Here is a 25,655-nt window from a genome sequence, read left to right as displayed (position 1 = left end):
GGGCCGGCTCAGCGGCGGACGCGGGGCATGCCCAGGCCGATCCAGGAGATGATCTCGCGCTGGATCTCGTTGTTGCCGCCGCCGAAGGTGAAGATGACGGCGCTGCGGTAGCCGCGCTCCAGGTTGCCCTGGAGGACCGAGCCGGCCGAGCCCTCCTTCAGCGGGCCGGCCGCGCCGACCACCTCCATCAGCCAGGAGTAGGCGTCGCGGCGGGCCTCGCTGCCGTAGACCTTGACCGCCGAGGCGTCCTGCGGGGTCAGTGCGTTGCGCTGGAGGGCGTCCACCATCTGCCAGTTGAGCAGCTTCACGGCGTCCAGGCGGGTGTGCGTGCGGGCCAGCCGCTGACGCACCCAGGGGAGGTCGATGACCCGCTTGCCCTGGTCGAGCTCGGTCTCCATGGCCCACTGCTGGACCTCGGCCAGGGCGCGGTTGGCCATGGTGGCGTGGGCCGCAAGGGTGACCCGCTCGTGGTTGAGCTGATTGGTGATCAGCCGCCAGCCCTGGTTCTCGGCGCCGACCCGGTTGCCGACCGGGACCCTGATGTCCTGGTAGTAGCTGGCGGTGGTGTCGTGGCCGGCCAGGGTGCGGATGACGGTGGTGGAGTAGCCGGGGTCGGTGGTGTCGACCAGCAGGATGCTGATGCCCTGGTGCGCCGGGGCGTCCGGGTCGGTGCGGACGGCCAGCCAGACCCAGTCGGCGGTGTCGCCGTTGGTGGTCCAGATCTTCTGGCCGTTGACGACGTAGTGGTCGCCGTCGCGCACCGCCCGGGTCTTGAGCGCGGCCAGGTCGGTGCCCGCGTCCGGCTCGGAGTAGCCGATGGCAATGTCCAGTTCGCCGGCCAGGATGCGCGGCAGGAAGTACTCCTTCTGCGCGTCGGTGCCGAACTTCATGATCGAGGGTCCGACCGTGTTCAGCGCCATGATCGGCAGCGGGACGCCCGCCTGGGCCGCCTCGTCGAAGAAGACGAACTGGTCCACCGGGCTCATCCCGCGCCCGCCGTACTCCACCGGCCAGCCGACACCGAGCCAGCGGTCCGCACCCAGACGGCGGTTGACCTCGCGGTAGAAGCGCTTCTGCGCCTTCGGGTCGTTCAGCCTCCCGTGCGCCTCCGGCGGCATCAACTCGGCGAAGTACGCGCGCAGTTCGGTGCGCAGCCGCTGCTGCTCCGGGGTGTGGGCGAGGTGCATGGCGATCCCCTCGGGTGCTCGGGTCGGCACGGCGGCAGCGCCGTGGAAGCGGCGGTCGCTCCCGCCGGGCGCCACGCTAGAACACGTTCTAGAAGAAGGGAAGGCGTGCCGCCGACCTGGATTGACGACCCGTCAGCTCTCCTTGGCGATCAGCGCGGCCAGCTCCGCCGGGGTGGTCGAGCCGGGGCCCCGCCCGGCTCGGGCGGCCCGGTCGGCCAGCCGCTGCAGCACCCCGTTCACCGGCGTGGCCAGTCCGTGCACCCGTCCGAGCAGCACGATCTCGCCGTTGAGGTAGTCGGCCTCGATGCTGCCGGTGCCCCGGGCCAGGCTCTGCCAGGAGGAGCCGCCGCCGCGGTTCACCCCGGGGACCGGGCGGTAGCGCATCCGGTCACCGGCCACCTCGGCCCGCTCCTGGTCGGTGGCGTAGCCGATCCCGGCAGCGTCCAGCACCCGGGTGCCCTCGGCCATGGCGGCCTGGTGCAGTTCCAGTGCCTGGGCGCTCTCGATCGGTCCGGTGAGCGCCTCCAGGGCGTTGGACAGATTGGTGATCAGCTTTCCGTACTTCCAGCGCATCACGTCCTCGGAGACCGGCGCCAGCAACTTGCAGGCCTCCAGGTCGGCGGCGATCCGGCGGGCCGTGTCGTCGGCGCCGTGCGGGTAGCGGCCGATGTGCAGGATGCCGGTGAGCGGGGAGCCCTCGGCACCGATCACGCCGGGCTCCAGATGGGTGGCCGGCAGCCAGACGCACATCCCGTAGACCCGGCGGAAGCGGCGCAGCGCCTCCCGCTCGTTCTCGACCGCGTTCTGGGCGCAGACCAGCGGCAGCAGTTCCGCGGCCGTCCCGCCGCCGGCCACCGGGCGGTCCGCCCAGGCGTCCAGCGCGGCCCGGGTGTCCTGGCTCTTGACGGCCAGCAGCAGCACGTCGTCCGGCCGCAGGTCGACTCCGTCGGGGCCGTCGGCCGCCGGGACCGGCAGCACCGCGGTGCCGTCCGGGGTCAGCAGGGTCAACCCCTTCTCGGCGAGGGCGCGGTGGTGCGCGCCCCGCGCGACCAGTACGACCTCGCGCCCGCCCTCGAACAGCCGTCCACCGATGGCTCCGCCGACCGCACCCGCTCCGATGATGATGTAGCGCATGGGCCGACCCTTTCAGCTCAACCCTGCGGCGATCAAGGCCACCTGGTCGACGCCCCCGCATCCCGGGCCGCCGTAGCGCCGCGCGCCGTACCGGTTCGGCGGCCCGGACGTCCTAGCCTGGCGGGATCAGCACAAGCCGAGGAGCGGCGACATGGGTGGCGAGGCAGAGGTAGTGACGCTGCGGCCGGAGGACGAGCCGGAGGACACGGCCGTGCTGGAGACCGTGCCGAGACCGCTGCGGGTGCTGCCGCTGGCCGGGCTGGACCGGGTCGGGGTGGTGCTGGTGTCCCACAGCCGGGCGGTGGCCGAGGCCGTCGCGGCGATGGCCGCCGACCTGCTGGGCACCGGCGACCCGGCTCCGGTGGCCACCGCCGGCAGCGTGCCCGAGGACGGCCTGGGCACCGGCCCGGCCCTGGTGGCGGCTGCGGCCAGGGAGGTCGACCAGGGCATGGGCGTCGCCGTGATCGTCGACCTGGACGGATCCGTCGGCACCGTCCGCGGGGTGCTCGCGGCGGCGGAGGCGCACGGACTGCCCTTCCCGGTGCGGCTCGCTGACGCCCCGTTCGTGGAGGGCGCGGTCGCCGCGGTGGCCACCGCCTCGGCGGGCGGCGACCTGTCCGCGGTGATCGAGGCGGCCGAGGACTGCTACGTGGTGCGCAAGCTCTGACCGGCCGCCGTCGGGTCACCGGCCGCCGTCGGGTCACCGGCCGCCGTCGGGTCACCGGCCGCCGTCGGGTCACCGGCCGCCGTCGGGTCGAAGCTGAAGTACGCCTCCGCCGACCCGCTCAGGGCGATCCGCAGCCGCTTCCGCGCCCGCTCGTCGAACCCCTCCGGCAGGGCGTCCGGCTCGAACCAGCCGACCTCCAGTGACTCGTCGTCATTCACCCTGGCCTCGCCGCCCACCGCGCGGCAGAGGAAGGTCAGCTCCAGGTACTGCGCCTGGTCGCCGTTGTCGTGGACGATCAGCGGCGAGACCGTCACGCTGGTCAGCCGCTCGGGCACGGCGTGCACGCCGGTCTCCTCCAGGCACTCGCGCGCCACCGCGTCGGCGGGCTGCTCGCCCGGGTCCATGATGCCGGTGATCAGCGCCCAGCGGCCGGTGTCCGAACGGCGCCCCAGCAGCACCCTGCCCTGCCCGTCCAGGACCACGGCGGTGACCCCGGACATCCACAGCGGCTGCTGTCCGACCTTGCTGCGCAGCTCGCGCACGAACTCTGGAATAGCCATGGCCCGACCCTATCCGGCCGCCCGATCATCACCCACCCTTGTCATGACCAGCGAATATTTGTGCGAAGGGGCGTCATTCGGCCAGCTCCGGTCTACCGTGGACCGACGGGAAACGGGGGCCGGCATGGGGGCTGCGCGAACATCGACGATCGGCTCCCCCGACCTCGACGGTCCCTCAGGAGCCGCCTCGGACACGGCCGTGGACGTGATCGGCGCGCTGCTGCTGGCCGGCTGCGCCAGCTGGTCGCTCTACACCTCCAGCGGACGCGACGCCCATCCCGAGGGAGTCCTGCTGGGGCTGCTCGCGGTCGCCGCCGGCTACGCGGCCGGACGCATCGCCGGAGCCGTCGCGCCGGTCGGCTCGCCCGCGGTGATCGCGCTGGCGGTGGGCGTCCTGGCGCTGATCGCCCCCGGCGGGCTCTCCGGCGACCCGGCCGCTCCCCCGCTGCACGACGCCGACGCCAACGGCGCCCTGATCGCCCTGGCCGTCGGCGCGGCCTGCTGTGCGGCGCAGACCTCCAGAACGGTGCCGGCCGGATCGCGACGGCGCGCGCTGCGCCTGGTCCGCCCGGTGTTCGTGTTCGCGCTGCTCGCCTGCGCGTTGACGGCCGAGGCGGTGTCCACCGGCTCCACCGCGGCGGTGCTGGCCTGCCTGGGCATCCTGATCCTCGCCATCGCGGTCCGGACCGCCGCACGGCGGCTGCCAGCGCTGCTGCTGCTCGGGCTGTGCGCCGTGCTGGCCGCCTCCGCGCCGCTGCTGCTGGCCCGTTCAGGTGCCGACCTGACGGCCAGGAACGGCGGCCTGCCGCTCTCCCAGCAGCGGGCCGCACTCTGGCACGACGCGGTCCAGGAGGCCGGACGGGCTCCGCTGCGCGGTGTCGGCCCCGGCCGCTTCACCGAACTGAGCCCCGCCGCACAGGACTTCTCCACCCCTGGCGGCGCCTCATCGGCGGCGCTGGAGGTGGCGGCGGAACAGGGGGTGCCCGGGCTGTGCCTGCTGACCGCTTCCTACGGCTGGATGATGTGGACCCTGCGCCGCTCCCCGGGCTCCACCCCGACGGTGCTGACCGCCGCCGGAGCGCTGACCGCGCTGGCGGTGCAGGCTGCGATCAGCCCGGTGCTCAGCTTCCCCGGCATCACCGCGGGCGCGGGGCTGCTGGTCGGCATGGCCTCGGCCCGGCCGCTGGCCGAGCCCTGAGCCGTCGTCAGGGCTGCAGGTTCTCGCGGGCCCACTGCCCCAGCGCCTTGGCGCAGCCGTCCACCGACTGGCGCCAGGTGCGCGCCGCGCCCTCGCCGGCCTCGTCGCTGACGTGCTTGACCAGCCGGACCGGGACACCGGCCGCCAGCGCCGCGCTGGCCACCGCATAGCCCTCCATGTCGACCAGGTCGGCGCGTTCGGCGAGCCGCTTCCTGGCCTCCTCCTCGGCCACGAAGAGGTCCCCGGTGGCCAGCACCGGAAGGGCTGCCCGGCCGCCGTCCAGGGCCAGCGGGGGGCCGTAGGTCTCGCCGGTGAGCGTGTGCAGCATCGCGGAGTCGAGGTCGTGCTGGATCACCTCGCCGATCTCATGGGTCCCCTCCAGGCCCGGCCGCAGCGCGCCCGCCGTCCCCAGGTTGACCACCGCGGCCGGCAGCGGGCCGCGACCCAGCACGGTCGCCAGGGCGACGCCGGCGTTGACCTTTCCCATGCCGGTGAGCAGCACCGGCAACCGCTCGTCCAGGTAGGCCGCCTCCTCGGCGACGGCCACGACGAGCAGCGGGCGGGCGGGGTCGATCTCTCCGATGAGGCGCATGGCGTCCATGGTAGGGGGCCTCCGCGCCGGGTAGGTTGGCGATCGAACGGCATGTCAGCGGCGGTGTGACGGAAAGGCAGCAGGATGAGCGCGGACGCGACGGACCAGCGGACCTGGCAGCACGTGGACAGCTACATCGACCGGACCCTGGGGCTCGGCGACCCGGTGCTGGACGCCGCGCTGAAGGCCAGCGACGCCGCCGGGCTGCCGCAGATCGCGGTGTCGGCCTCGCAGGGCGAGTTCCTCAACCTGCTGGCGCGGCTGGTGGGGGCACGGCGGATCCTGGAGATCGGCACCCTCGGCGGCTACTCCACCATCTGCCTGGCCCGGGCCCTGCCGGCGGACGGCCGCCTGGTGACGCTGGAGTTCGACCCCAGGCACGCCGAGGTGGCCACGGCCAACATCGCCGCGGCCGGCCTGGCCGACCGGGTCGAGGTACGGGTCGGCCCGGCCCTGGAGAGCCTGCCGCTGCTGCAGCGGGAGCAGCCGGAGCCGTTCGACCTGGTCTTCATCGACGCCGACAAGGTCAACAGCGGCAACTACCTCCGCTGGGCGCTGGAGCTGGGCCGTCCGGGCACCCTGGTCGTGGTCGACAACGTGGTGCGCGAGGGGCATCTGGCGGACGTCGGCTCCGCGGATCCGGCGATCAGGGGCTCCCAGGAGGCGGTGGAACTGATCGCCGCTGAGCCGCGGCTCCGCGGCACCGTGCTGCAGACCGTGGGCGGCAAGGGGTACGACGGGTTCGCGCTGGCCCTCGTCGGCGAGTAGCCGGTCAGGACCCCAGGTTGAAGGCGCCGTCCGGCGGCGCCGGGGAGGGGGTCGCGGTCGCGTCGGTGACCGGCCGCGCCTTCCCCCTGAGCAGGTCGAGCCGGTCGCCGTGGACCACCCGGGCCGGGAAGGGGTCCGCGGCGGTGCGGCGGGCCAGGTCCGCGACCGGGAACGGCCGCCGGCCGGCCAGGATCACCAGATTGCCGTAGCGGCGCCCGCGCAGCACCGAGGGCTCGGCGACCAGGCACACCTCGGGGAACACCGCGGCGACGGTCGCCAGCTGCGAGCGGGCGAAGTCCAGCGGAGCGCCGTCGGCCAGGTTGGCGGCGTAGAGGCCGTCCGCGCGCAGCACCCGGGCCGCCTCCCGGACGAACTCCACCGAGGTGAGCTGCGCGGGGATGCGCGAGCCGCCGAACACGTCGGCGACCAGCAGGTCCGCCGAGCCGTCCGGGCTCGCGGCCAGGGCCGCGCGGGCGTCGGCGGCATGGACCTCGATCCTGACCTCGGCGCCGCCGGGGGACGGCGTCCACGGCAGTTGCTCGCGCACCAGGGCGATCAGCGCCGCGTCCAGCTCGACGACCCGCTGGTGCGAACCGGGGCGGGTGGCCGCCAGGTAGCGGGGCAGGGTGAGCGCCCCACCGCCGAGGTGCAGCACGTCCAGCGGCCGTCCCGGCAGGGCCGCCAGGTCGGCGGCGTGGGCCAGCCGCTGGACGTACTCGAACTCCAGGTGCAGCGGGTTGTCCAGGTCGACGTAGGACTGCGGCGCGTCGTCCATGGTGAGCAGCCAGCCCCGGGGCCGGTCGAGGTCGGGAAGCAGCCGCGCGGTGCCGAGGTCCACCTGGCGTTCGATCGGACGGGGATCGACGGGATCTGTGGGATCTCCGGGACCTGTGGGATCGGCGGGCTGGGCTTCGGCGGTCATGCGGCCATTGTCCCCGGTCGGAACCGCTGCTGATGTCGTCCGGAACCGATCGGAAACTTGTTCCGTGCCGACGTACAACCTTCACCCCGGGGTGTGGGTCTTCCATACGTTGGGTGACATAGCCGCGCCGGCCCTCCCTCTCCGGTGCAGCTCGGCGCGACGGAAGGGAAGTCCGTGCGAGAGCCGAACCTCACCATCCTGCCCAGGCCGGACGAGCGTCAGGGCCGCCTGGGCGCGGACCGGCCCCGTGGGCGCTCGGCGCGGCGGCTCGCCGTGCTAACCTTCCGCGACCTGGACGACCCGGGAGCGTTCCGGGCCCAGCTGGACCGGCTGCTGCGGATCGCCACCCCGGTGGCGCTCAGCCAGGTCCAGAACGCGCTGACCGGCGGCGCGCCGCTGCCTTCGCACGCGGTGCTGCTGACCTTCGAACACGGGCACCGCAGCGCGGCGACCACGGCACTGCCGCTGCTGGCCGCGCGGCGGGTCCCCGCCCTGGCCTTCGTCGTCGCCGGACTGGTCGACAGCGAGCGTCCGTACTGGTGGGACGAGGCGCGGTTCCTGGTCGCCGAGGGCGGGTACAGCCGCCGGCTGCCGGGCCGCTCGCCCGCCGGAGCGGTGGCCGCGATGGCGGCGCTGCCGGACCCGGACCGGCGCAGCTGCCTGGAGGAGCTGCGGGTGACGGCCCGTCGGACCGCGCCCGGCCGTGCGCAGCTCACCGCGGAGGACCTGCGGGCGCTGCGGGACGGCGGGGTCGCCATCGGCAACCACTCGCTGGGGCACGCCCGGCTGGACCGCTGTGACGACTACGTCGTCCGCGAGGAGGTCGTCGGCGGGCACCGGATCCTGACGGAGCTGCTCGGCGAGGAGCCGAGCGCGTTCGCGCATCCGCACGGGGTGGCCGATGGGCGCGCGGAGGCGCTGCTGCGGGGGTACGGGTACCGCAGTGCGTTCCTGGGCGACGATCAGCTGTTCGATCTGCGGGCGGTGGGGGCGGTTCGGCCGGATCCGCTGAGGATCAGTCGGCTCGGGGTGGATGCCGGGACTTCTCGGGGGATTTTTGACAGTGTGTTGGCTGGGTGGACACCGGGGTTGCGCAGGCTGCGGGGGGCGGTTGCGGTTTGACGGTGCATGGGTGCGGGTTGGCTTGGGGCTGGGCGCGCAGTTCCCCGCGCCCCTGAAAGCGCGCCTTCGGCGCTCTTACAGGGCGCGGCCTTCGGGGTAGGTGAGGGCCTCCGGGGGGAGTTCTTCCTTGCGGCCGGTGCGGAGGACCAGGAGGGTGCGGTTGCCCTCGGTGGCGACCGCTGCCGGGGCGGCGCGGCGGAGGGCCTGGCCGGCGACGGCCGGGGCGGAGCCGAAGAAGGTGGGGCCCGGGACGGCCGCGCGGATCGCGGTTTCCAGGAGCTCGTAGTGGGTGCAGCCGAGGACCAGGGAACGGGTGTCGGCCGGGGTCAGCGCTGCCGCCGCCGCGACGGCCTGCGCCACGGCGTCGGCGTCGGCCCGCTCCACCGCGTCGGCCAGTCCGGGGCAGGGGATCTCGGCGACCTCGACGCCCGCGGCGAACTCCCGGATCAGACCGCGCTGGTAGGCGCTTCCGGTGGTGGCCGGGGTGGCCCAGATCGCCACCGGGCCGCCGGCCGCCGCCGCGGGCTTGATCGCCGGGACGGTGCCGATGACCGGGATGTCCGGCTCCAGCTCCGCCCTGATCGCCTCCAGCGCGTGCACCGAGGCCGTGTTGCAGGCGACGATCAGCGCGTCCGGCTGCTGCTCCGCCGCCGCCCGGGCACAGGCCAGCGCGTGCTCGGTGATGCCGGCCGGGGTGCGCGGACCCCAGGGCATGCCGTCGGGGTCGGTGGAGAGCACCAGGTCCGCGTCCGGACGCAGTGCGCGCAGCGCGGCGGCGGCGCTCAGCAGGCCCAGACCGGAGTCGACGAGTGCGATCTTCATAGGACTCGACCTTAGTCGATGACCCACCGGTGAGGTACGCGCAGGCCGGTGCGGCATACTCGCGCAGGTGACCGTGGAAATGTGGGTGTCTGTGGCGTCCCTGCTGGCCTGGCTGTGGCTGACCTTCGGTCAGGGCGGCTTCTGGCACACCGGCGTGCGGCTGCCGCCGCGCCCGGAGCGTGCCGCCCGGCCCGGGGTGGCCATCGTGGTGCCGGCCCGGGACGAGGCCGAGGTGCTGCCGCTGAGCCTGCCCTCGCTGCTGGCCCAGGAGTACCCGGGGACCGCGCGGGTGATCCTGGTGGACGACGGGAGCACCGACGGCACCGGTGAGCTGGCCCGCAGACTCGGTGAGGCACCCGGTTCGCTGCCGCTGACCGTCACCTCCCCCGGCGAGCCGCCGCAGGGCTGGACCGGGAAGCTGTGGGCGCTGCGGCACGGCGTCGAACTGGCCGGGGACGTGGAGTACCTGCTGCTCACCGATGCCGACATCGCGCATGCGCCGGCCTCGCTGGACAGCCTGGTGGCGGCGGCCGAGGGGGCCTCCGGGGGCGGCTACGACCTGGTGTCGCAGATGGCGCGGCTGCGCACCGAGACCCGCTGGGAGCGGCTGATCGTCCCGGCCTTCGTCTACTTCTTCGCCCAGCTGTACCCGTTCCGGTGGAGCAACCGGCCCGGTTCGCGCACCGCGGCCGCCGCGGGCGGCTGCACACTGGTGCGGCGCGAGGCGCTGGAGCGGGCCGGCGGGGTCGCCGCGATCAGGGGCGCGGTGATCGACGACGTCAACCTGGCGAAGGCGGTGAAGCGCGGTGGCGGCCGGACCTGGCTGGGGCTGGCCGACCAGGTGGACAGTGTCCGCCCGTACCCGGAGTTCGGGCAGCTGTGGCGGATGGTCTCCCGCAGTGCCTTCGCCCAGCTGCGGCACTCGGTGCTGCTGCTGATCGGGACGGTGCTCGGGCTCGCCCTGGTCTACCTGGTGCCGCCGGTGCTCACGGTGGTCGGGCTGGCGGCCGGCGACTCGCGGCTGGCCTCGGTGGCGGGCGCGGCCTGGCTGCTGATGGCCTACACCTACGTCCCCATGCTGCGGTACTACCGGCAGCCGCCGGTCGCCGCGCTGCTGCTGCCGTTCACGGCGCTGCTGTACCTGCTGATGACGGTGGACTCGGCGGTCCAGCACTGGCGCGGGCGCGGGGCGGCCTGGAAGGGGCGGACCTATCCGGCGCCGTCGCGGAGCGAAGGGTTCTGAGGGAACTCGGCTGCAGGCCGTAGTGGGTTTGTCGCGCAGTTCCCCGCGCCCCTAGGGGGCTGCAACTGACCCACGGTGAGTAAGTTGCACCTACCCAGGGGCGCGGGGAACTGCGCGACAAACCAGCTACGGTCCGCAGCCAAAAGCAGTGAGGAAACCCCTAGAGGGCCACGCCCAGCAGCGCGTCCACCGTCCGGGAGACCACCCCGGGCGCGCCGGTGTCGTCGCCGCCGGAGGCCTCCTGCTTGGCGGCCCAGGCGTCGATGACGGCCAGGGCGCGCGGCGAGTTCAGGTCGTCCGCCAGGGCCTCGCGGACCTCGGCCAGGGTGGCCGCCGCGTCTGGCCCGTCCGGCCGGGACACCGCGGCGCGCCAGCGGGCCAGCCGCTCCTGGGCGCGCAGCAGGTCGGCGTCGGTCCACTCCCAGTCGGAGCGGTAGTGGTGCGCCAGCAGCGCGAGCCGGATCGCGGCGGGCTCCACGCCGTCCCGGCGCAGCTGGGAGACGAACACCAGGTTGCCGCGCGACTTGGACATCTTCTCGCCGTGCAGGCCGACCATGCCGGCGTGCACGTAGGCGCGGGCGAAGGGATGCGACTTGGTCAGCACCTGGGCGTGCGAGGCGCCCATCTCGTGGTGCGGGAAGGCCAGGTCGCTGCCGCCGCCCTGGACGTCGAACTCCATGCCCAGGTACTGCAGCGCGATGGCCACGCACTCGATGTGCCAGCCGGGCCGGCCGTGGCCGATCTCGGTGTCCCAGGCGGGCTCGTCCGGCCGGGCCGCGAGCCACAGCATGGGGTCAAGACGGTGCTTCTTGCCGGGGCGGTCCGGGTCGCCGCCGCGCTCGCCGAAGAAGCGCAGCATCTGCTCCTCGTCCAGCCGGGAGACCTCGCCGAAGTGCGGGTCGGACGCGACCGAGAAGTAGATGTCGCCGTCGAGGCGGTAGGCCGCGCCGGAGTCCAGCAGGTCCTTGATCAGCGGGACGATGGACGGGATGGCCTCGACCGCGCCGATGTAGTGCGCGGGCGGCAGCATCCGCAGCGCCGTCATGTCCTCGCGGAACAGCGCGGTCTCGCGCTCGGCCAGCTCGGTCCAGTCCTGGCCGGTGGCGGTGGCGCGCTCCAGCAGCGGGTCGTCCACGTCGGTGACGTTCTGGACGTACTCCACGTCGTGGCCGGCGTCCCGCCAGACCCGCTGGATCAGGTCGAAGGCGTTGTAGGTGGCCGCGTGGCCGAGGTGGGTGGCGTCGTAGGGCGTGATCCCGCAGACGTAGAGCCGGGCGGTCGGGCCCGGCTCGGAGGTCCGCACTTCGCCTGCGGAGGTGTCGAAGATGCGCAGGGGGCTCCCCTGACCGGGGAGCGCGGGGACGTCGGTGGCGGGCCAGGCATACATACGGATGACTCTAACCGGCCGGATGTGATCTTCGCACCAGTGCCTCCGGGAGGGCGTGCGGGAGGCGGGCAGCCGGTCCCCCGGTCGCCCGCCTACCTGCCCCGGACCTGGTCGGGTCAGCTGCAGACCACCTTGGCGTCGGCCCAGTCGGCGTGGTCGTTGCCGTTGCCGTCACCGCCGTCGCCGACCACCAGGTCCAGCAGCTGGGCGCCGGTGGTGTCGACGTCGATGGAGACCGTCGCACCGCCGCCCTTGAGCACCGGGGTGGTGACCAGGGTGCGGCCGTCGGCGAGGACGCTGAAGGTGACCGTTCCGGCAGTGCCGGCCTCGGCGTCCACGCCCACCGTGGCGGTGAAGCGGGTGCAGTGGCCGCCGAGGTAGATCCCGACGTCGCTGACCGCGTTGGTGCCCAGTCCGGAGGCGTAGACCTGGCCGCCGATGGTGATCGGCTTGCCGTCCCCGGCGGCCTGCTCGCCGTTGCTGGTGTTGCGTTCCACCGGGCCCCAGCCGTTGGAGGAGGTGAAGAACGGCAGCGCGCTGACGTCGGTGTCCGCGGTGGGTGCCACCGGCACCGCGCGCACGTTCCTGACGTCGTCGAGCTGCTGCGACCTGCCCTGCTGGTGGTAGTCGGCCACCGCCGTGAGCTGGGAGAACGCGGGCAGGGTGGCGGCCGGCGCGGTGACCGTCCAGCTGCCGGTGAGGGTGCTGCCGCCGGCGACCTTCTTCGCGCTGACCGTGCCGGTCGGCTGGGCGGTCCAGCCGCTCGGGAGGGTCAGCCCCAGCTCGACCGCGGTGGCCGCGGGCGCTCCGGTCGGCACCGCGAAGGTCGCGGTGACCGGGTAGCCGGCGCCCGGTGCCGCGGTGTCCGGGGCGTCCAGGGTGACGGTGGCCCGGTGGGCCTTGGGCTGGGCGTAGGTGGCGGCGTCGTAGCGGGGGCTGTCCACCGTCGCGGTCCGCAGCGAGGAGGCGGTGGTGCCGAGGTTCACCAGGGAGACGTCGCCCAGGCCCCCGGTGCTGCCGTCGGTGTTCCAGACCGCGATGGCGATGGTGTTGGCGCCGTCGGCCTTGAGGATGCCGTTGGGGATCGGGAAGACGTGCTGCGGACCCACGTCGTTGACGTAGCGGCCGAGCTGCCAGCCGTTGACGTAGATCAGCGCCCGGTAGTGCCGCGAGGCGTCGTCGGTGATCTGCAGGCCGACCGAGGTGTCCTGGCCCTTGGGCAGGTCCAGCGTCGCGGTGGTGCGGTACCAGGAGACCCCCGGGGTGGTGTCGCTGGTGGGCAGGCTGACGGTGGACCAGGAGCTGTCCTTGAAGCCGGGCAGGCTCCAGCCGGCCCGCTCGCCGTAGAGGCCGCCGGTGTTCAGGGCGCCGCGCACCGGGTCGACCAGGTCCTCGCCGCCGCTCGATCCCTGGATCCGCCAGCTGAGCGTGGTCAGCGGGGAGCCGGCGACGACCGCGCCGATCAGCCCGCGTGCCTCCTTGTTGCTGTTGGCCTCGCTGTAGTCCTCGTTGTGGCCCATGTTCTCGACCAGCACCGAGACCTCGTTGTCGGCGCCGGCCTTCAGCGCCCCGGCCGGGAAGGCGAAGGTCTGCGAGGTGGTGCCGCCGTTGTTGGGGCTGCTGCTGCCCAGGAAGGTGCCGTTGAGCCAGACGGAGTAGACGCCGGCCTTGCCGGTGATCGCCGACAGGGTGATCCCGGTCGCCGTGCTGGAGCCCTTGAAGCGGCCCCGGTACCAGACGTCGCCGTGGTGGAAGCCGTAGTCGTCGGCGAAGAGCACCGGCAGGGTCGCCGGGGTGGTGGTGCTGTTGGAGGTCGCCTTGTCGGCCACCTGCCAGCTGGAGTCGTCGAAGCCGGGCTGGGACTCCGGGGACTCCTGGGTGTGCTTCCAGTCGGTGAGCGTCGGCAGGGTCACCGCGGCGGCGCCGGGCAGGGTGCTCAGCTCGGAGCCGCTGCTGGTCGCCCTGGTCTGCAGCCGCTTGCCGTTCCAGGTGATGGTGCCGGTGACGGCCGGGTCGGCGAAGACCTCGACCGGTTGGGCCGAGGCGCTGTCCCCGGTCAGGTCGAGCTGCCCGCGTCCCTCGGTGCCGGCGGTCGCGGTCCGCAGCAGGTCGCTGCCGTAGACCAGGACCGGTCCTGACGACGTCTGCGCCTGCCAGAACTGCTCGGCGGTCTGGTCGGTGCCCAGCAGCAGGAGCAGCGGCCGGGCCCCGCCGGTGATCAGCACCCGGGCCAGTCCGTCGTGGACGTAGTTCAGCCGCAGGTCGCCGGTGCTCGCGTCCCAGGTGCTCTGCACGGTGCCGGAGAGGACCTGGACGGTGGGCTGCTGCTGGTAGTTGAGGACGGTCTCGCCGTCCTGACCCTGCCGTCCGTAGAGGACCGCGACGTCCCGGCCGCCGATCTCGGCCTGGGTCATGATCTCCGAGGTGGAGTACTGCAACTGGCTGGCACCGAGCTTGTAGTTGGCCACGATCGTCTTGGAGTCGCGCCCGGCGAAGGTCAGTTGGGTGCCCGGCTGCTGCGGGACGGTGGGGTAGTACCTGGCCCCGGGGGTGGGCAGGTCGACGGCGTCGACCGAGACGAAGGTGCCGGTGGCGGCGGCGTCCTTCTGGCCGGTCGCCACGATCTTCAGGGTGTGCGCCCCGTCGCTGAGGCCCGAGGCCGAGTACTGGATCTGCTGGTTGGCGGTGCTCGCCGCGTAGCCGTCGACGGTGGCGACCTTGGTGCCGTCCAGGTAGACGTCGGCCAGGCCGTGGTTGGCGGCCTTGGAGGCGATCCAGTGGATCGCGGTGCCGGTGAAGGGGATGCTGACGCTGTCGCCCGCGGTGCTGGTGAAGGACTCGGTGCGCTGGTACTCGCCACTGGTGTAGCTCTGCTCGGAGCCGACGTGCGACCAACTTCCGGAGTACTGCAGCTGGGTGGCGGTGTCGTCGTAGCTGTAGCCGGCGTGCGCGCCCAGGTCGATCGCGATGTGGGTGGAATCGGTGCTGGTCGCCGTGGAGTTGGCGTGCCGCAGCACATGGAACTGGGTGCCGTCGTCCGGGTTGATCCGGGCGGTGTCGACGATGGCCGCGTTGTCGGTCGGGGCCGCGGCCAGGCTGTCGGTCTTGGTGATCGGGGTGACGCTCTGCAGGAAGTAGCCGATCAGCTTGTCCTGCTGGTACTTGGCGGTGAGCTGGCGGTCCTCGGAGATGGCCGCGCCGTAGTCGTAGGAGGTGTACACCTGGGAGGGGTCGGCCTGCCAGCCCCAGGAGGTGCCGCCGTAGGTCATGTAGAAGCTCTGCATGGTGGCGCCGACGGCGATGTTGTTCTTGTAGAAGACACTGGCGAAGTCGGCGCCGGTCAGCTGGCCGCACTTGGCGTAGCCGGGGCCGCCCCAGGGGTCGAACGAGCCGCCCTGGAACTCCGCGGTGTACAGCGGCTTTCCGGCGACGTGGTCGTAGGAGATGTCCGGGACGCCCTTCCAGGACGTCGGGTTGGAGCAGTTGAAGCCCTGCGGGTAGGAGTCGGCCCCGTCGATGTCCAGGGCTCCGGCGCCGCTGTTGAAGGTGCCGTTGTTGTTGCCGGTCAGCGGCACGGTGATGCCGTCGGCGCGAGCCTTGTCCTCCAGGTGGGTCATGTAGGCGCGGCCGGCGGTGGAGCCGTCGTAGAACTCGTTCTCCACCTGATAGGCGATCACCGTGCCGGTGCCGTTGGTGAGTTGGTGCCGGGCCAGGATCGCGTCGATACGGCTGAGCCACTCGTCGGCGGCGGCCAGGTAGGTCGGGTCGGTGCTGCGGTCCTTGCCCGGCAGGGTGTTCAGCCAGGCCGGGAAGCCGCCGCTGTCGACCTCGGCGTTGATGTACGGGCCGGGGCGGGCGATGACGTAGATGCCGACCTGGGCGGCCAGGTCCAGCAGGTGGTCGACGTCGCGAACCCCGGAGAAGTCATAGACGCCCTGCTTGGGCGAGTGGTAGGCCCAGTCGAAGTAGATCGACACGGCGTTGAAGCCGGCCGCCTTCATCTTCTGCAGCACGTCCAGCCAGAGCGAGGGGCTGGGGAGGCGGCTGTAGTGGAACTCGCCGGACCAGACGTAGGTCCGCTTGCCGTCGATCATCAGCGAGTAGCCGTCGTAGCTGACGGTGTGCGGGGTGGGGGTCTTGGCGACGGCGGCCTGGACCGCGACGTCAGCGGTGGCCGCGGGGGCGGCGGCGTGGGCGGCGGCGGGGAGGCTGAGTCCTGCGGTGGCGGCCGCGATGGCTGCGGCCACCGCGACGAGGGTTCTGGAGGTGCGATGCGGCATCTACTGCTCCAGCAGAGGTCGAAGGTTCGCGGGTGGCAGAACGTTCCGAACTCAACGGAGTAGAGCAGTACCTCACAGAGAACGTCAATAAATCTTTCAGAATCACTCAGGAACCGTCAGATCGGCGGCCAGGGTACGGCCGGCCAGTCGCCGGAGGGGACCGGGTGCAGGCCGCTGGCCAGCAGTTCGGCGACGCGCTCGCGCAGGGCGTCGATCTCGGCGGCGGTGAGCAGCGGTGCGAGTTCCTCGGCGAGCGGCCCCTTGAGCCGGTCGGCCAGGCCCGTGAGCGCGGCGACGGCCTCCTGGTCCAGCGGCTCGCCGGCCCAACCCCAGAGCAGGGTACGGAGCTTGCCCGGAACCGCGAAGGTGACGCCGTGGTCGATGCCGTAGAGCCGGCCGTCGACCGCGGGCAGCAGATGGCCGCCCTTGCGGTCGGCGTTGTTGATGACCGCGTCCAGCACCGCCAGCCGGCGCAGCCGGGGGTCCTCGGCATGCACCAGCAGGGCCGTCCGGCCGCCGCCGACGTCCGCACGGCCGATGGCGCGCCAGCCCTCGGCCGGCTCCTGCGCGTCCTGCAGCGCCAGCAGCTGGGCGTCGGGGTCGGACTCCACCCAGATCTGGCACATGCCCTCGCCGAGCGGGCCGTCCCGCAGCACCGTGGGCGGCACCAGGCCCCAGCCGGTCGCGGCGGCGACCAGGTAGGCGGCGACCTCGCGGCCGGCCAGGGTGCCGTCGGGGAAGTCCCACAGCGGGCGTTCGCCGCGGACCGGCTTGTAGACGGCTACGGCCTGCTCCGCGCCGTCGCTGACGGTGCAGTAGAAGACGCCGTTGGAGGCCTCGGTGAGCTGCCCGTGGATCTGCAGCTCACCGCCGCGCAGCAGGGCAAGCGCGCGCTCGGGGTCGGCGGCGAGGGCGGCGGAGGCGACGGGGTCGGCGTCGGGCGCCTCCGCCTGCGGAGTGCTCAGCGCCGGTATCCGTTCTGACGGGGGCACACATGCCCCTGCGGGTCCAGCGGAAGGCTGCAGAACGGGCACGGCGGCCGGCCGGCCGAGACCAGTTCCAGCGCGCGCTTGGCGAACACCCTGGCCATGGCACCGCTGAGGCGGACCCGCAGCATCGGCGGCCCGTTCTCGTCGTCCTCGAACAGGTCCTGCTCGTCGGGGTCGCCGTCCAGCTCGCCCTCGGGGTCGACCTCGATCAGCGCCTGGGCCTCGACGATCAGCCGGTCGATGGACTCGTCCCAGGCCAGGGCCATGGTGCCGACGCGGAACTCCTCCACCACGGGCATGTCCAGCGGGGCGCTGTCGATCATCTCGGCGGGCGCGACCGCCGGTACGGCGGTGCTGCCGCCGCTGCGCCGGACCACCTCGTCCAGCAGCTCCTCGACCCGCTCGGCGAGCGCCGCCACCTGGGTCTTCTCCAGGAGCACGCTGGTCACCCGGCCGCGGGCGCTGGCCTGGAGGTAGAAGGCACGCTGACCGGGTTCGCCGACCGTACCGGCCACGAATCGCTCGGGCGGATCGTAGAAGAACACCTGGCGGGGCACGGCTTGCTCCAGATCTGGTCGTCGCTGTTCGATCCAACCCTACCTATCCGGCGCGGAGGTCACCTCACCCCGGTGTCGCCACCGACCACGGCGTCGCCGGCCGGGGCCGCCGGCTTGTCGGTGCTGGGCGCGAAACCGCTGAGGTCGCCGGTGTCGCCGAGGCGCAGCAGGAAGGGGCGGTGCGGGGTGTAGCGGATGACGGTGACCGAGCAGGGCTCGACCGAGATCCGCTGGAAGTTGTCCAGGTGCAGGCCCAGCGCGTCGGCGACGATGGTCTTGATCACGTCGCCGTGGCTGCAGGCCAGCCACACCGCGTCGGGGCCGTGCTCGTGCTCGACCTCGGCGTCCCACTCGCGGACGCTCTCCACCGCGCGGTGGCTGAGCTCGCGCAGGGACTCGCCCTCGGGTCCCGGGAACACCGCGGCGGAGGGGTGCGCCTGCACCGTCTTCCACAGCGGCTCGCCGGCCAGCTCGGCCAGCGGCCGTCCGGTCCAGTCGCCGTAGCGGCACTCGCCGAGCCGCTCGTCCAGCCGCTGGGTCAGCTCGGGGCGGGCCGCCAGCAGCGGGGCGAGGGTCTGCCGGCAGCGGTCCAGCGGGCTGCTGACCACCTGGCTGACCGGCACTGCGGCGAGCCGCTCGGCCAGGTGCTTGGCCTGCTGCTCACCGTGCGCGTCAAGATCCACACCGGGGGTCCAGCCGGCCAGGATCCCGGCGGAGTTGGCGGTGGAACGGCCGTGGCGGACGAGCAGCAGGGTCGGCATGAGCTCCAGCTTAGATCCTCCGGACCGGACCTAGCCGCAGGTCCCGGTCACGCAGGCGTAGAGGGTCAGTTCCCGCATGCCGTGCCGTTCCTTCATCGGCCGGTTGCTCCGGCCGCCTTCCACGCACTGCCGGCCGGACTCGATCGCGGTCCGGATCTCGGTCGCCCAGAGCAGGTAGTTCGGGCTGAAGCTGGCGACGGTCGCATGGCTGGTGCCGCCGACCCACATGTGCAGCCGTTCGGCGTCCAGCAGCACCACGGCGGCGGCCACGGTCCGGTCCCCGTGGTCGACCCGGACCACCCGGGCGTGTTCGCCCAGGCCCATGACGAAGTCGACGAACGCCTGCTCGGGGTACATGTCCGCGCTGCCGTACTTGGCGGCGGTCTCCCGGCTCAGCGTGCAGACGGTGCGCAGCAGCGCGGGGTGCGGCCGTTCGGTCGACGTGGTGACCCCCGCGTCGGCGGCCCGGCGCAGGTACTGGCGGATCGTCCGCCGGGTCCGGCTACCCAGCGTGACCAGGTAGGACTCGTAGCTCGGCAGCCCGTCCAGCGGCAGCTGGTAGCGGGCCACGATGGGGGCGATCCGCCACCCTCTGCGCCGGGCCGCGGCCAGGACCGGGTCCGGCCCGGCGACGTTGACCAGACCGGCGAGCGGAGCGCCGACCGCCTGCCGTTGCCCGGCCAGGGCGTCCAGGGTCGCGTCCAGCACCCGGTCCCGGCGCTCGGCGGGCAGCGGCACCATGGGGACCCGGGTGTCGTAGCAGTACCAGTTGTGCGCCAGCAGGGCCGGGCCGGGGCCGGCCGGCAGCCCGGCGCCGGCCAGGGCGCCGTAGGGGTCGCCGCGGTCCTGCAGGTAGCAGGGCAGTACCGCGACCGGGCGGCCGGACTCCCGCACCGTCAGATAGCGGACCGCTCCGAACGGGCTCAGCGGGCTGGCCTGGTAGGCCCGCAGGTAGGCGGGCGTGTAGTGGACCGGCGCGGCGGCGGCGCCGACCACCTCCGTCCAGGCCTCCAGGTCGACCTTGTCGAACTCCTCGGCGACCTCGATCTCCAGCCGGCCGTTCACTCCGTCGCCACCCCTGCCGTCATCTCCGCCCCTACCTCTGCCGCCGCTTCGGTCCCGGGCGTCGCCTCGACGGCCCAGCCGGATCGGACCATCGCCGCCAGGAAGCGCGGGCCGAAGGCCCGGCCGAGGACCAGGCCCGAGTCGAGCTCGGCCGTACGGACCACCTCCGCCGCGTCGGCGCGGCCGTCGATGCTCTGGGCCAGTGCCATGGCGCGGGCGTAGAAGCCGCCCCGGTCCCGCAGCGACTCGTCCAGGAACCAGCTGCGGTCCTGCTCGGTGACCGCCCCGATCAGCGCCCGCAGGTTGAACGGCCCGGACCAGCCCCGGACCAGGGCCGGGCCGGGCGGTTCCGGTTCGTGCCCGGGCCCGTTCGGCTGCGGCGCGCCGGGCAGCGCGGCCGACAGCGTGCTGTGCAGCTGCTCCAACCACCGGGCGTGGCCGTCCAGCAGGCCGGGGTCCGCGCCCAGCGGCAACAGGGTCCGCAGGGCGGCCTGGCCGTAGTGCCGACGGCGGGCCAGCCGGTCAGCCGCGTGGCGGTCGGCACCCGGCGGCAGGCAGGCCGTCATCCGCTCGGCCGTCCAGCGGCTGACCAGGCCGGCCAGCAGCTCTCCCGCACCCGTCACCGGCCCGAGCGCGTCCGCCCCGGCCACCACTGCCAGCGCGGCGGCGGCGACGGTGGCGGCCCGGCGCAGCTCGTCCGGGTCGACCTTGTCCAGGGTGTCCGCGCTGGAGTGGTTGAACCGGTCCGGCCAGTGGCCCAGCTGCACGGCGGGGCAGCCGATCGCCCGGTCGGCGAGGACGGCGTGGTCCGAGGCGCCGACGAAGGGCGTGGCCCGCCAGGCCCAGGTGTCGCAGCCGACGGCGCCGCTGTAGGAGCGGGCGGCGGGCGGCAGCGCCCGGACGCACGCCTCGACCAGCGCGTTGAGGAAGTGCGGCAGGTACTCGGGCCCGTGCTCGACGATCAGCGGACCGCCGCAGCGCCGCTGGTCCTCGCCGACCATGTCGAGATTGACCGCCGCCACCGGCAGCGGCCTGCCCAGTTCGACCTCCCGGTGGACATAGGCGGCCAGCCCGACGAACTCGGGCGCCCAGACGAACCGCACCGGAGAGCGCAGCGCACGGCGCGCCAGTACCTCTCCCGCCGCGAGCGAGGCCGCGACGCCGGAGGCGTTGTCATTGGCGCCGGGCGAGGGGTGGCACAGGTGGGCGCCGAGCAGCACGCCCGGTCCCTCCGCCCGCCCACCGGCGCCGGCCGGTGTCCGGGCGACCACCACCGGCATCCGACGCGGCGCGGTGTCGACGTCGACGAGCACCCTGACCGGCTCGCCGCGCCGCTGCGCCGTCCGCAGCCGCTCGATCTGAGCAACCGTCACACTGAAGCCGAACAGGGCTCCGCCGACCGGGAGTTCGACGCGACCCACCTGGTCGGGGCGATCCGGGTGGGTGACCACGCAGAAGCCCTTGGCACCTTCGTCCCGCAGCCGGGCGAAGAGACCGGGGCCGAGCCGCTCCGGCGAGTCCACCAGCACCACCGCGCCCACCGGCCAATTCCCTTGCTCCGCAAGGGCCAGCGGCGCGGCTGGTAGGTCGGCAGCCGCCGATCCGGCCGCCAGACCGTAGGGCTGGGCGGGGTAGGCGACCAGCGGCGCCCCGTCCCCGATCCACAGCCGCGCCGAACGCGGGGTCCAGGATCCCGGGGCGGTGAAGGTCCACCAGGAGGTCCTGCCGTCCGCGGGGAAGTCCAGCACCTCGACGTCGACCAGGCCGGCCCGTTCGGCCTCCGCGGCGACGTAGTCGGCGGCCGTGGCGATGTCGGCGGAGCCCTGGTAGCGGTCCCAGGCGACCAGTCGGGCCACCCGTCGCATCGCCCGGTCCGCGTCGATCTCCCGGTGGAGCTCGGCGACCAGCTGTTCGAGCCTATGCACGGTGCGCACCCTCGAACTCCGGCCGGGGATCGGCGTCGTGCTCGGGCAGCAGGGCGCGGAAGGCGGCCAGGCGGGCTTCCGACAGTGGCACGGCGATCTTCAGCAGTCGGCCGTCGATTACCTTGACCCGTATGCCCAGGCGCTCCACGACGGCCAGGGTCTCGGTGTCCGCGGGCGCCGTCACCCAGGGCAGCCTGGGGTCGCCCTCGGTCGGGTCCAGCCCGACCCTCCGCAGCGCCGCCGCCACGCCCGGCTTCACCTGGGCAATCCTGGCCCGCAGCCCGCCCAGGACGTCGCCCTGGGACAGCAGCCGCAGTGCCACCGCGAGCCCGTGGCTGTTGGCCGCCAGTGGCGGGGCGAACTCGCGCAGCCACCGCGTCAGTTCGGGTGCGGCAAGGGCGAAGCCGACCCGCAGTCCACCGCAGCAGTACGCCTTGGAGATGCTGCGCAGCACCACCAGGTTCCCGTGCTCCGCCACCAGGGGCGCGCAACTCGCTTCCGGACCCGTGTAGTTGGCGTAGGCCTCGTCCACCACCAGCACCGTGCCCCGGTCCCGGGCCGCCGCTGCCAGCTCCGCCACCGCCTCCCGGTCGGCGAGTTCGCCGGCCAGCGAGGGCCGGTCGAGCACCAGCATCGACGGCAGGCAGCGGTCCAGATCGGCGGTGAGCCGGTCCGGGGACGTCAGCACGGTCTCCGCGCCGAGGTCGGCCGCCCAGCGCGGCAGGTCGGGATGGCCACCGGCCAGGTGCAGCACCGGCCCCGGCGCGGCCAGCCCGGCCAGCGCCTGCAGCAGGCCGGTGGCCCCGGCCCCGGCGGTCACCATGTCCGGGGTCAGCTCCATGCCGAAGTGCTCGGCCAGGACCGGCGCGGACTGCTCGCCGGCGAAGGGGTCGGTCAGGTGGTAGGCCCGGGCATGGTCGGGACCGAGTCCCTGGAAGGCCGCCCGGACCGGCCCGTCGACGAACTCGGCCTCGTCCGGTGTCCAGCGCAGGTCGAGCCCGGCTTCCGCCCGGCTGTGGGACCAGAGGGCGATCGCCCCCGCTCCCCCGCCGGGCCCTGCCGTCCTGCGCGCGAGGAACTGCACATAGCGGGTGGCCGCGGTGACCTCCTGGCCGACCACGAACCCGGCGTCCGCCCGCTCGACCGTGAATCCGGCCCGGGTCAGCAGGTCGCCGACCTCGGCCGGCTGGTAGAGCCGCACGTCGTCGCTGAGCAGTTCGGTGGGCAGGCCGTCGCGCCGGACCTCGATCTGCCCGGCGCTGCGCCCGGTCAGCACCCGCAGGCTGCGGCGGAACTCGGCCCGCAGCCCCTCGGTCTCGAAGCTCGCCCGGGGTCGGTAGTCGGCCGTGATCGCCAGCAGATTGGAGTGGTCCAGCAGCAGGACCCCGTCCGGTGCCAGCACCCGGCGCACCCTCCGGAGCAGCCGCAACTGCTGGGCGTCGCTCCCCCAGCCGAACGACTGGACGCACAGGACAGCGTCGAACTCCCCCACTGGCCAAGGCAGTTCGCGGAGCAGGTCGAGCCGCAGCCAGTCCACCCGGACGCCCGCCGCCGCGGCGGCCTCGGCGGCCCGGTCCAGGGCCCAGGCCCCGACGTCGACCCCGGTCACCGTGAAGCCCCGGCCGGCCAGCCCGACCGCGTGCCGCCCGGTGCCGCAGCCCAGGTCGAGCACGCGGCGGCCGGGCGCGGAGCCGTCCAGGACGGCTGCCAGGTAGTCCACCTCCGCCGCGGTGCGCTCGGCGGTGTACTCGTGCCCGGCCACCGCCCAGAACGGCTCCGTGAAGAACTCCCGGTACCAGGGCCCGGACCCGGGCCCCGGCGCGGGCAGCTCCGGCCCGGTCATCCGGCGTCCGGCCGCAACGCCTCCTGCTTCTGCAGGAATCCGCAGACGTCGCACAGGCCCGCGGGATTGGCGACGCCCTCCATCAGCACATAGCGCCCGCCGCAGACCCGGCACAGGTCGTCGACCAGCGGCAACAGCGAACGCTGCACGTTCTCGAAGGCGTTGAAGACGTAGTAGTCGATGCCCGGCCACAGGTCGTAGAGGTGGTCGGCCATCGCGTAGGCCAGCGAGCGCTCGTCCGGTCCGGTGGTGAAGCGGCCCGGCGCCCCCTGCCGGTTCAGCTCCGGTGCGACCAGCTCCAGATAGAGGGTCAGTTCCTTCTTGGTGATCCGGTAGAGCGGGAAGACGTAGCGCATCCCGGCCAGTTCCCGGACCGGGATGCCGCCCATCCGGTACCCGGTGGTGAACCAGGTGACCATGCTGGCGACCAGGTCGTCCGCGTTGAAGCCGAAGGCGACGACCCCGGCCCCGGCACGCTCGGCCTCGCGCTCCAGCATCCGCCGGAGCACCTGGTGCCCGATCACCATGTTCATGTTGCGGTGCTCGCCGGCCACGACCCGGTTCATGATGTCGACGAAGGACTCACGCAGCTTGAAGAGCTCGGCGACCTCCTCGGCGGTGACGATCACATGGTCCACGCCGAGGCCCGCGCAGGCGTCCAGGGCGGCCTGGAAGGTGGCCGGCTCCTCCCAGTCGGGCAGGCCGGTGATGGTCACCGCGGTCATGTCGACCTGGGGCCAGCGCCCCCGGGTGCGCTCCAGCAGCTTGAGGTAGGCCACGCTGTCCCGGCCACCGGAGAGCCCGATGACGATGCGGTCCCCGGCGCGCATCGTGCCGCCGGACACGATGGACTGCACGAACGTCTCCTCGACGTACTCCACGAAGCTCTCGGCGGTCAGCTGCTCGGTCCGCCGCTCCAGGGTTCCTCCGTGGTCGAAGAGGATGCTCTTGGAGTAGACCGGGTCCGGTGCGGCGTAGACGTGGTCCTTGGGGCGGCGCAGCACGTCGAGGTCGTAGTGCCGCACCTGCCGCAGGTCGATGACGTCGTCGGCCCCGATGACTACGGAGGCCTCCGGCATCACCACGCCGTTCCGGTAGGCCAGCACGGCGTTGGCGGGGATGCCGTGGACCCTCATCACGTCCAGCAGGGTCTGCCCCGGTGCCGCGTGCAGGGTCTCCGAACCACCGGTCTTGTTGCGGAACACGACCGAGCTCACGCTGTCTCCTCATCAGAACTGGGACGGGGCCGGTCCGGCGGTGCTGCCGGTGGCGGGGAGGACGGGGTCTGTTCGGGCCACGGGTCGGCGCCCCAGGCGGCGAGCGGCACCAGCAGCTCGTCCTCGGAACGGGCGCCGTGCTCCCAGGCCAGGCCGGGGTCCGGGACGGGGAAGCAGGAGGAGGTGGCCACAGCCACCACCGCGCCGATGCGCTCCAGCACCACCGGCGTGGCCGCCAGCAGGCCCTGGGCGTCGAGGTCCTCGGGCGAGAGCACCAGCGCGTGCCCGGCGAGCGCCTGCCGGAGTTCCTCGGCGAGCCGCCGCCGGTGCCCGGGGCGCGGATACATCCAGCGGACCCGTCCGGCGCCGCCGGCCGGCAGCACGCAGTGGGCCGGACTGTCCATCCGGGCCCAGGCGTCGATCAGCTCGGCACGCGGGGTGACGGGGGTCTGGCCGTGGTCGGCGTGGGCGAGCACGCTCCAGCCCGCCTCGGCCCAACGGCAGGCCGCCAGGTCGAGCAGCCGGACCGCATCGCGCAGCCGCCGGTCGTAGCCGAAGCGGTGGATGTGGTCGTCGAGATTCACATAGGCCCAGACCAGGGACGGTGGCTCGGCCAGGAGTCGGGCGCCGACGTCCCGGACCGCACGCCGGACCACCTCGACGGGGTCGTCGGTCAGCGGGCCCGGCGCCGAGGGGACGACGTCGGCGCCGCGCAACAGCGCCTCGGCCCATTCCCCGCTCAGCCCCTCCAGTTCGGCCCCGACCACGACGGCCCGGTTCTGTTCCGACTCGGCGCACCGTTCGAAGAGCGTGGGCCCGCCCAGCACCAGCTTTGCCGTCCCCCGGCCCACGGCGGCGGCCGCGTCGCCGAAGCGGTAGCGGGATCCGGACACCAGATGCGTCACCGCGTCGGCCCCCGGGGCCCGGTAGACCATGCCGACGGCACCGTGCTCACCGGCTTCCAGACCGGTGACGGCGGTGAGCCAGGCCGTGGTCGAGGTGCTGGGGAAGGTCGACAGCAGCGGTCGGATCCGGGCGTGCACCAGGGTCTGCTCGGCCACCCCGTAGGACAGGCCGTCCAGCGCCAGCAGCACGACTCCGCGGGCTGCGGCGTCCCGGCAGCGGTCGACGATCCCGGGCACCGCGGCCAGGCCGACCGGTGCACCGGGCCGCCCGCCGACGCGCGCTGCCGCGCTCAGTGGTGGTTCGGTGCTCAGTAGTTCGGCACGCAGTCCGTGCAGGTGGTGCGGAACTTGGCGATGTGCACGGCCTGGCGCTCGGTGATCATCCGCTCGACCAGTCGGGGCAGCAGCAGGACCGGCGCGGTGCCCGTCCTGGTCGCGGTCTGCTGGGGAGCCTGCGGGGCAGTTTGCATGAATTCCTCCTGTAGAGAAGAGAGACAGTGCGACGGCCTTA

21 protein-coding genes and 1 pseudogene are annotated in these 25,655 nt (G+C 73.4%); 5 read left to right on the top strand and 17 right to left on the bottom strand.

The features are described from left to right. Positions 1–8: 8 nt before the first annotated feature. The gene (locus IF29_RS0118950; protein WP_030256185.1) at positions 9–1,187 is read right to left on the bottom strand and encodes an acyl-CoA dehydrogenase family protein; all 1,179 of its coding nucleotides are present in this window, start codon (positions 1,185–1,187) and stop codon (positions 9–11) included. Between the two features lie 132 nt (positions 1,188–1,319). Beyond that, entirely contained in the window at positions 1,320–2,321 is a 1,002-nt protein-coding gene (locus tag IF29_RS0118945) for a ketopantoate reductase family protein (protein WP_030256184.1), read from the bottom strand. Between the two features lie 151 nt (positions 2,322–2,472). On the opposite strand from IF29_RS0118945, the gene IF29_RS0118940 reads away from it, so the two are divergent. After that, on the top strand, positions 2,473–2,988 hold the full coding sequence (locus tag IF29_RS0118940) for a PTS sugar transporter subunit IIA domain-containing protein (RefSeq protein WP_084714526.1): 516 nt from the start codon (positions 2,473–2,475) through the stop codon (positions 2,986–2,988). A 77-nt stretch (positions 2,989–3,065) separates the two neighbouring features. Here the strand turns inward: IF29_RS0118940 and IF29_RS0118935 are convergent. Then, a pseudogene (locus IF29_RS0118935) lies at positions 3,066–3,548 on the bottom strand (NUDIX hydrolase); the annotation flags it as partial. Between the two features lie 124 nt (positions 3,549–3,672). Here IF29_RS0118935 and IF29_RS0118930 point away from each other — a divergent pair. Continuing rightward, positions 3,673–4,746 (top strand): O-antigen ligase family protein, encoded by a 1,074-nt coding sequence (locus tag IF29_RS0118930; RefSeq protein WP_084714522.1) that lies wholly within the window; start codon positions 3,673–3,675, stop codon positions 4,744–4,746. A 7-nt stretch (positions 4,747–4,753) separates the two neighbouring features. Here the strand turns inward: IF29_RS0118930 and IF29_RS0118925 are convergent, their stop codons facing one another. Continuing rightward, a complete protein-coding gene (locus IF29_RS0118925) occupies positions 4,754–5,338 on the bottom strand; it encodes a nucleosidase (protein ID WP_030256178.1) in 585 nt (194 codons plus the stop codon). An 84-nt stretch (positions 5,339–5,422) separates the two neighbouring features. Between IF29_RS0118925 and IF29_RS0118920 the strand changes: the two genes are divergently transcribed. Continuing rightward, entirely contained in the window at positions 5,423–6,106 is a 684-nt protein-coding gene (locus IF29_RS0118920) for an O-methyltransferase (RefSeq protein ID WP_030256177.1), read from the top strand. Between the two features lie 4 nt (positions 6,107–6,110). Here IF29_RS0118920 and IF29_RS0118915 read toward each other — a convergent pair whose 3' ends face one another. Beyond that, positions 6,111–7,028 (bottom strand): spermidine synthase, encoded by a 918-nt coding sequence (locus IF29_RS0118915; protein WP_051725497.1) that lies wholly within the window; start codon positions 7,026–7,028, stop codon positions 6,111–6,113. A 174-nt stretch (positions 7,029–7,202) separates the two neighbouring features. Here IF29_RS0118915 and IF29_RS0118910 point away from each other — a divergent pair, with 174 nt between their 5' ends. After that, the gene (locus IF29_RS0118910; RefSeq protein WP_051725496.1) at positions 7,203–8,150 is read left to right on the top strand and encodes a polysaccharide deacetylase family protein; all 948 of its coding nucleotides are present in this window, start codon (positions 7,203–7,205) and stop codon (positions 8,148–8,150) included. A gap of 75 nt (positions 8,151–8,225) precedes the next feature. Here IF29_RS0118910 and IF29_RS0118905 read toward each other — a convergent pair whose 3' ends face one another. After that, entirely contained in the window at positions 8,226–8,972 is a 747-nt protein-coding gene (locus IF29_RS0118905; protein ID WP_030256174.1) for a glutamate racemase, read from the bottom strand. A gap of 79 nt (positions 8,973–9,051) precedes the next feature. Here IF29_RS0118905 and IF29_RS0118900 point away from each other — a divergent pair, with 79 nt between their 5' ends. Beyond that, positions 9,052–10,215: a glycosyltransferase gene (locus IF29_RS0118900; RefSeq protein WP_030256173.1), complete on the top strand. Its 1,164-nt coding sequence runs from the start codon at positions 9,052–9,054 to the stop codon at positions 10,213–10,215. 160 nt (positions 10,216–10,375) lie between these two features. On the opposite strand, the gene mshC is transcribed toward IF29_RS0118900, so the two are convergent. The 11 genes from mshC to IF29_RS46120 all read right to left on the bottom strand — a co-directional run bounded on the left by mshC (position 10,376) and on the right by IF29_RS46120 (position 25,614). Then, entirely contained in the window at positions 10,376–11,602 is a 1,227-nt protein-coding gene (gene mshC, locus IF29_RS0118895; RefSeq protein ID WP_030256172.1) for a cysteine--1-D-myo-inosityl 2-amino-2-deoxy-alpha-D-glucopyranoside ligase, read from the bottom strand. Positions 11,603–11,718: 116 nt separating this feature from the next. Beyond that, positions 11,719–15,882, bottom strand: coding sequence for a beta-galactosidase (locus tag IF29_RS0118890; protein WP_037595746.1), 4,164 nt, complete (start codon positions 15,880–15,882; stop codon positions 11,719–11,721). Between the two features lie 116 nt (positions 15,883–15,998). Beyond that, the gene (locus IF29_RS0118885; RefSeq protein WP_084714520.1) at positions 15,999–16,874 is read right to left on the bottom strand and encodes an SCO1664 family protein; all 876 of its coding nucleotides are present in this window, start codon (positions 16,872–16,874) and stop codon (positions 15,999–16,001) included. Continuing rightward, the gene (locus tag IF29_RS0118880) at positions 16,844–17,428 is read right to left on the bottom strand and encodes a DUF3090 domain-containing protein (RefSeq protein ID WP_030256169.1); all 585 of its coding nucleotides are present in this window, start codon (positions 17,426–17,428) and stop codon (positions 16,844–16,846) included. Before IF29_RS0118880 ends, IF29_RS0118885 begins: the two co-directional genes overlap by 31 nt. A gap of 59 nt (positions 17,429–17,487) precedes the next feature. Next, positions 17,488–18,189: a histidine phosphatase family protein gene (locus IF29_RS0118875; protein ID WP_030256167.1), complete on the bottom strand. Its 702-nt coding sequence runs from the start codon at positions 18,187–18,189 to the stop codon at positions 17,488–17,490. Between the two features lie 30 nt (positions 18,190–18,219). Further along, on the bottom strand, positions 18,220–19,254 hold the full coding sequence (locus IF29_RS0118870; protein WP_030256165.1) for a GNAT family N-acetyltransferase: 1,035 nt from the start codon (positions 19,252–19,254) through the stop codon (positions 18,220–18,222). Continuing rightward, positions 19,251–21,188 carry a DUF4910 domain-containing protein gene (locus IF29_RS0118865; protein WP_030256162.1) on the bottom strand — a complete coding sequence of 646 codons (1,938 nt, stop codon included), beginning with the start codon at positions 21,186–21,188 and terminating at the stop codon, positions 19,251–19,253. The genes IF29_RS0118870 and IF29_RS0118865 overlap by 4 nt, the downstream gene beginning before the upstream one ends. Beyond that, on the bottom strand, positions 21,172–23,022 hold the full coding sequence (locus IF29_RS43695; protein WP_051725495.1) for an aminotransferase class I/II-fold pyridoxal phosphate-dependent enzyme: 1,851 nt from the start codon (positions 23,020–23,022) through the stop codon (positions 21,172–21,174). The genes IF29_RS0118865 and IF29_RS43695 overlap by 17 nt, the downstream gene beginning before the upstream one ends. Next, entirely contained in the window at positions 23,019–24,239 is a 1,221-nt protein-coding gene (locus IF29_RS0118855) for a tRNA lysidine(34) synthetase (protein ID WP_030256157.1), read from the bottom strand. The genes IF29_RS43695 and IF29_RS0118855 overlap by 4 nt, the downstream gene beginning before the upstream one ends. After that, positions 24,236–25,381, bottom strand: coding sequence for an alkaline phosphatase family protein (locus IF29_RS0118850; protein ID WP_030256154.1), 1,146 nt, complete (start codon positions 25,379–25,381; stop codon positions 24,236–24,238). Before IF29_RS0118850 ends, IF29_RS0118855 begins: the two co-directional genes overlap by 4 nt. 71 nt (positions 25,382–25,452) lie before the next feature. Further along, positions 25,453–25,614: a hypothetical protein gene (locus tag IF29_RS46120; protein WP_157623821.1), complete on the bottom strand. Its 162-nt coding sequence runs from the start codon at positions 25,612–25,614 to the stop codon at positions 25,453–25,455. Positions 25,615–25,655: the final 41 nt, after the last annotated feature.

This window comes from Streptacidiphilus jeojiense (assembly GCF_000719095.1).
In the GTDB taxonomy this organism is placed as follows: domain Bacteria; phylum Actinomycetota; class Actinomycetes; order Streptomycetales; family Streptomycetaceae; genus Streptacidiphilus; species Streptacidiphilus jeojiensis.
This window is presented reverse-complemented; position numbering and strand designations above follow the sequence as displayed.

Excerpts from the sequence above, each read along its gene's own strand:
- IF29_RS0118890 (WP_037595746.1), bottom strand. The coding sequence starts at position 15,882 with ATGCCGCATCGCACCTCCAGAACCCTCGTCGCGGTGGCCGCAGCCATC.
- IF29_RS0118950 (WP_030256185.1), bottom strand. The coding sequence starts at position 1,187 with ATGCACCTCGCCCACACCCCGGAGCAGCAGCGGCTGCGCACCGAACTG.
- IF29_RS0118900 (WP_030256173.1), top strand. The coding sequence starts at position 9,052 with ATGTGGGTGTCTGTGGCGTCCCTGCTGGCCTGGCTGTGGCTGACCTTC.
- IF29_RS0118940 (WP_084714526.1), top strand. The coding sequence starts at position 2,473 with ATGGGTGGCGAGGCAGAGGTAGTGACGCTGCGGCCGGAGGACGAGCCG.
- IF29_RS0118930 (WP_084714522.1), top strand. The coding sequence starts at position 3,673 with ATGGGGGCTGCGCGAACATCGACGATCGGCTCCCCCGACCTCGACGGT.
- IF29_RS0118915 (WP_051725497.1), bottom strand. The coding sequence starts at position 7,028 with ATGACCGCCGAAGCCCAGCCCGCCGATCCCACAGGTCCCGGAGATCCC.
- IF29_RS0118875 (WP_030256167.1), bottom strand. The coding sequence starts at position 18,189 with ATGCCGACCCTGCTGCTCGTCCGCCACGGCCGTTCCACCGCCAACTCC.
- IF29_RS0118920 (WP_030256177.1), top strand. The coding sequence starts at position 5,423 with ATGAGCGCGGACGCGACGGACCAGCGGACCTGGCAGCACGTGGACAGC.
- IF29_RS0118925 (WP_030256178.1), bottom strand. The coding sequence starts at position 5,338 with ATGCGCCTCATCGGAGAGATCGACCCCGCCCGCCCGCTGCTCGTCGTG.
- IF29_RS0118905 (WP_030256174.1), bottom strand. The coding sequence starts at position 8,972 with ATGAAGATCGCACTCGTCGACTCCGGTCTGGGCCTGCTGAGCGCCGCC.
- IF29_RS46120 (WP_157623821.1), bottom strand. The coding sequence starts at position 25,614 with ATGCAAACTGCCCCGCAGGCTCCCCAGCAGACCGCGACCAGGACGGGC.
- IF29_RS43695 (WP_051725495.1), bottom strand. The coding sequence starts at position 23,022 with ATGACCGGGCCGGAGCTGCCCGCGCCGGGGCCCGGGTCCGGGCCCTGG.
- mshC (WP_030256172.1), bottom strand. The coding sequence starts at position 11,602 with ATGTATGCCTGGCCCGCCACCGACGTCCCCGCGCTCCCCGGTCAGGGG.
- IF29_RS0118945 (WP_030256184.1), bottom strand. The coding sequence starts at position 2,321 with ATGCGCTACATCATCATCGGAGCGGGTGCGGTCGGCGGAGCCATCGGT.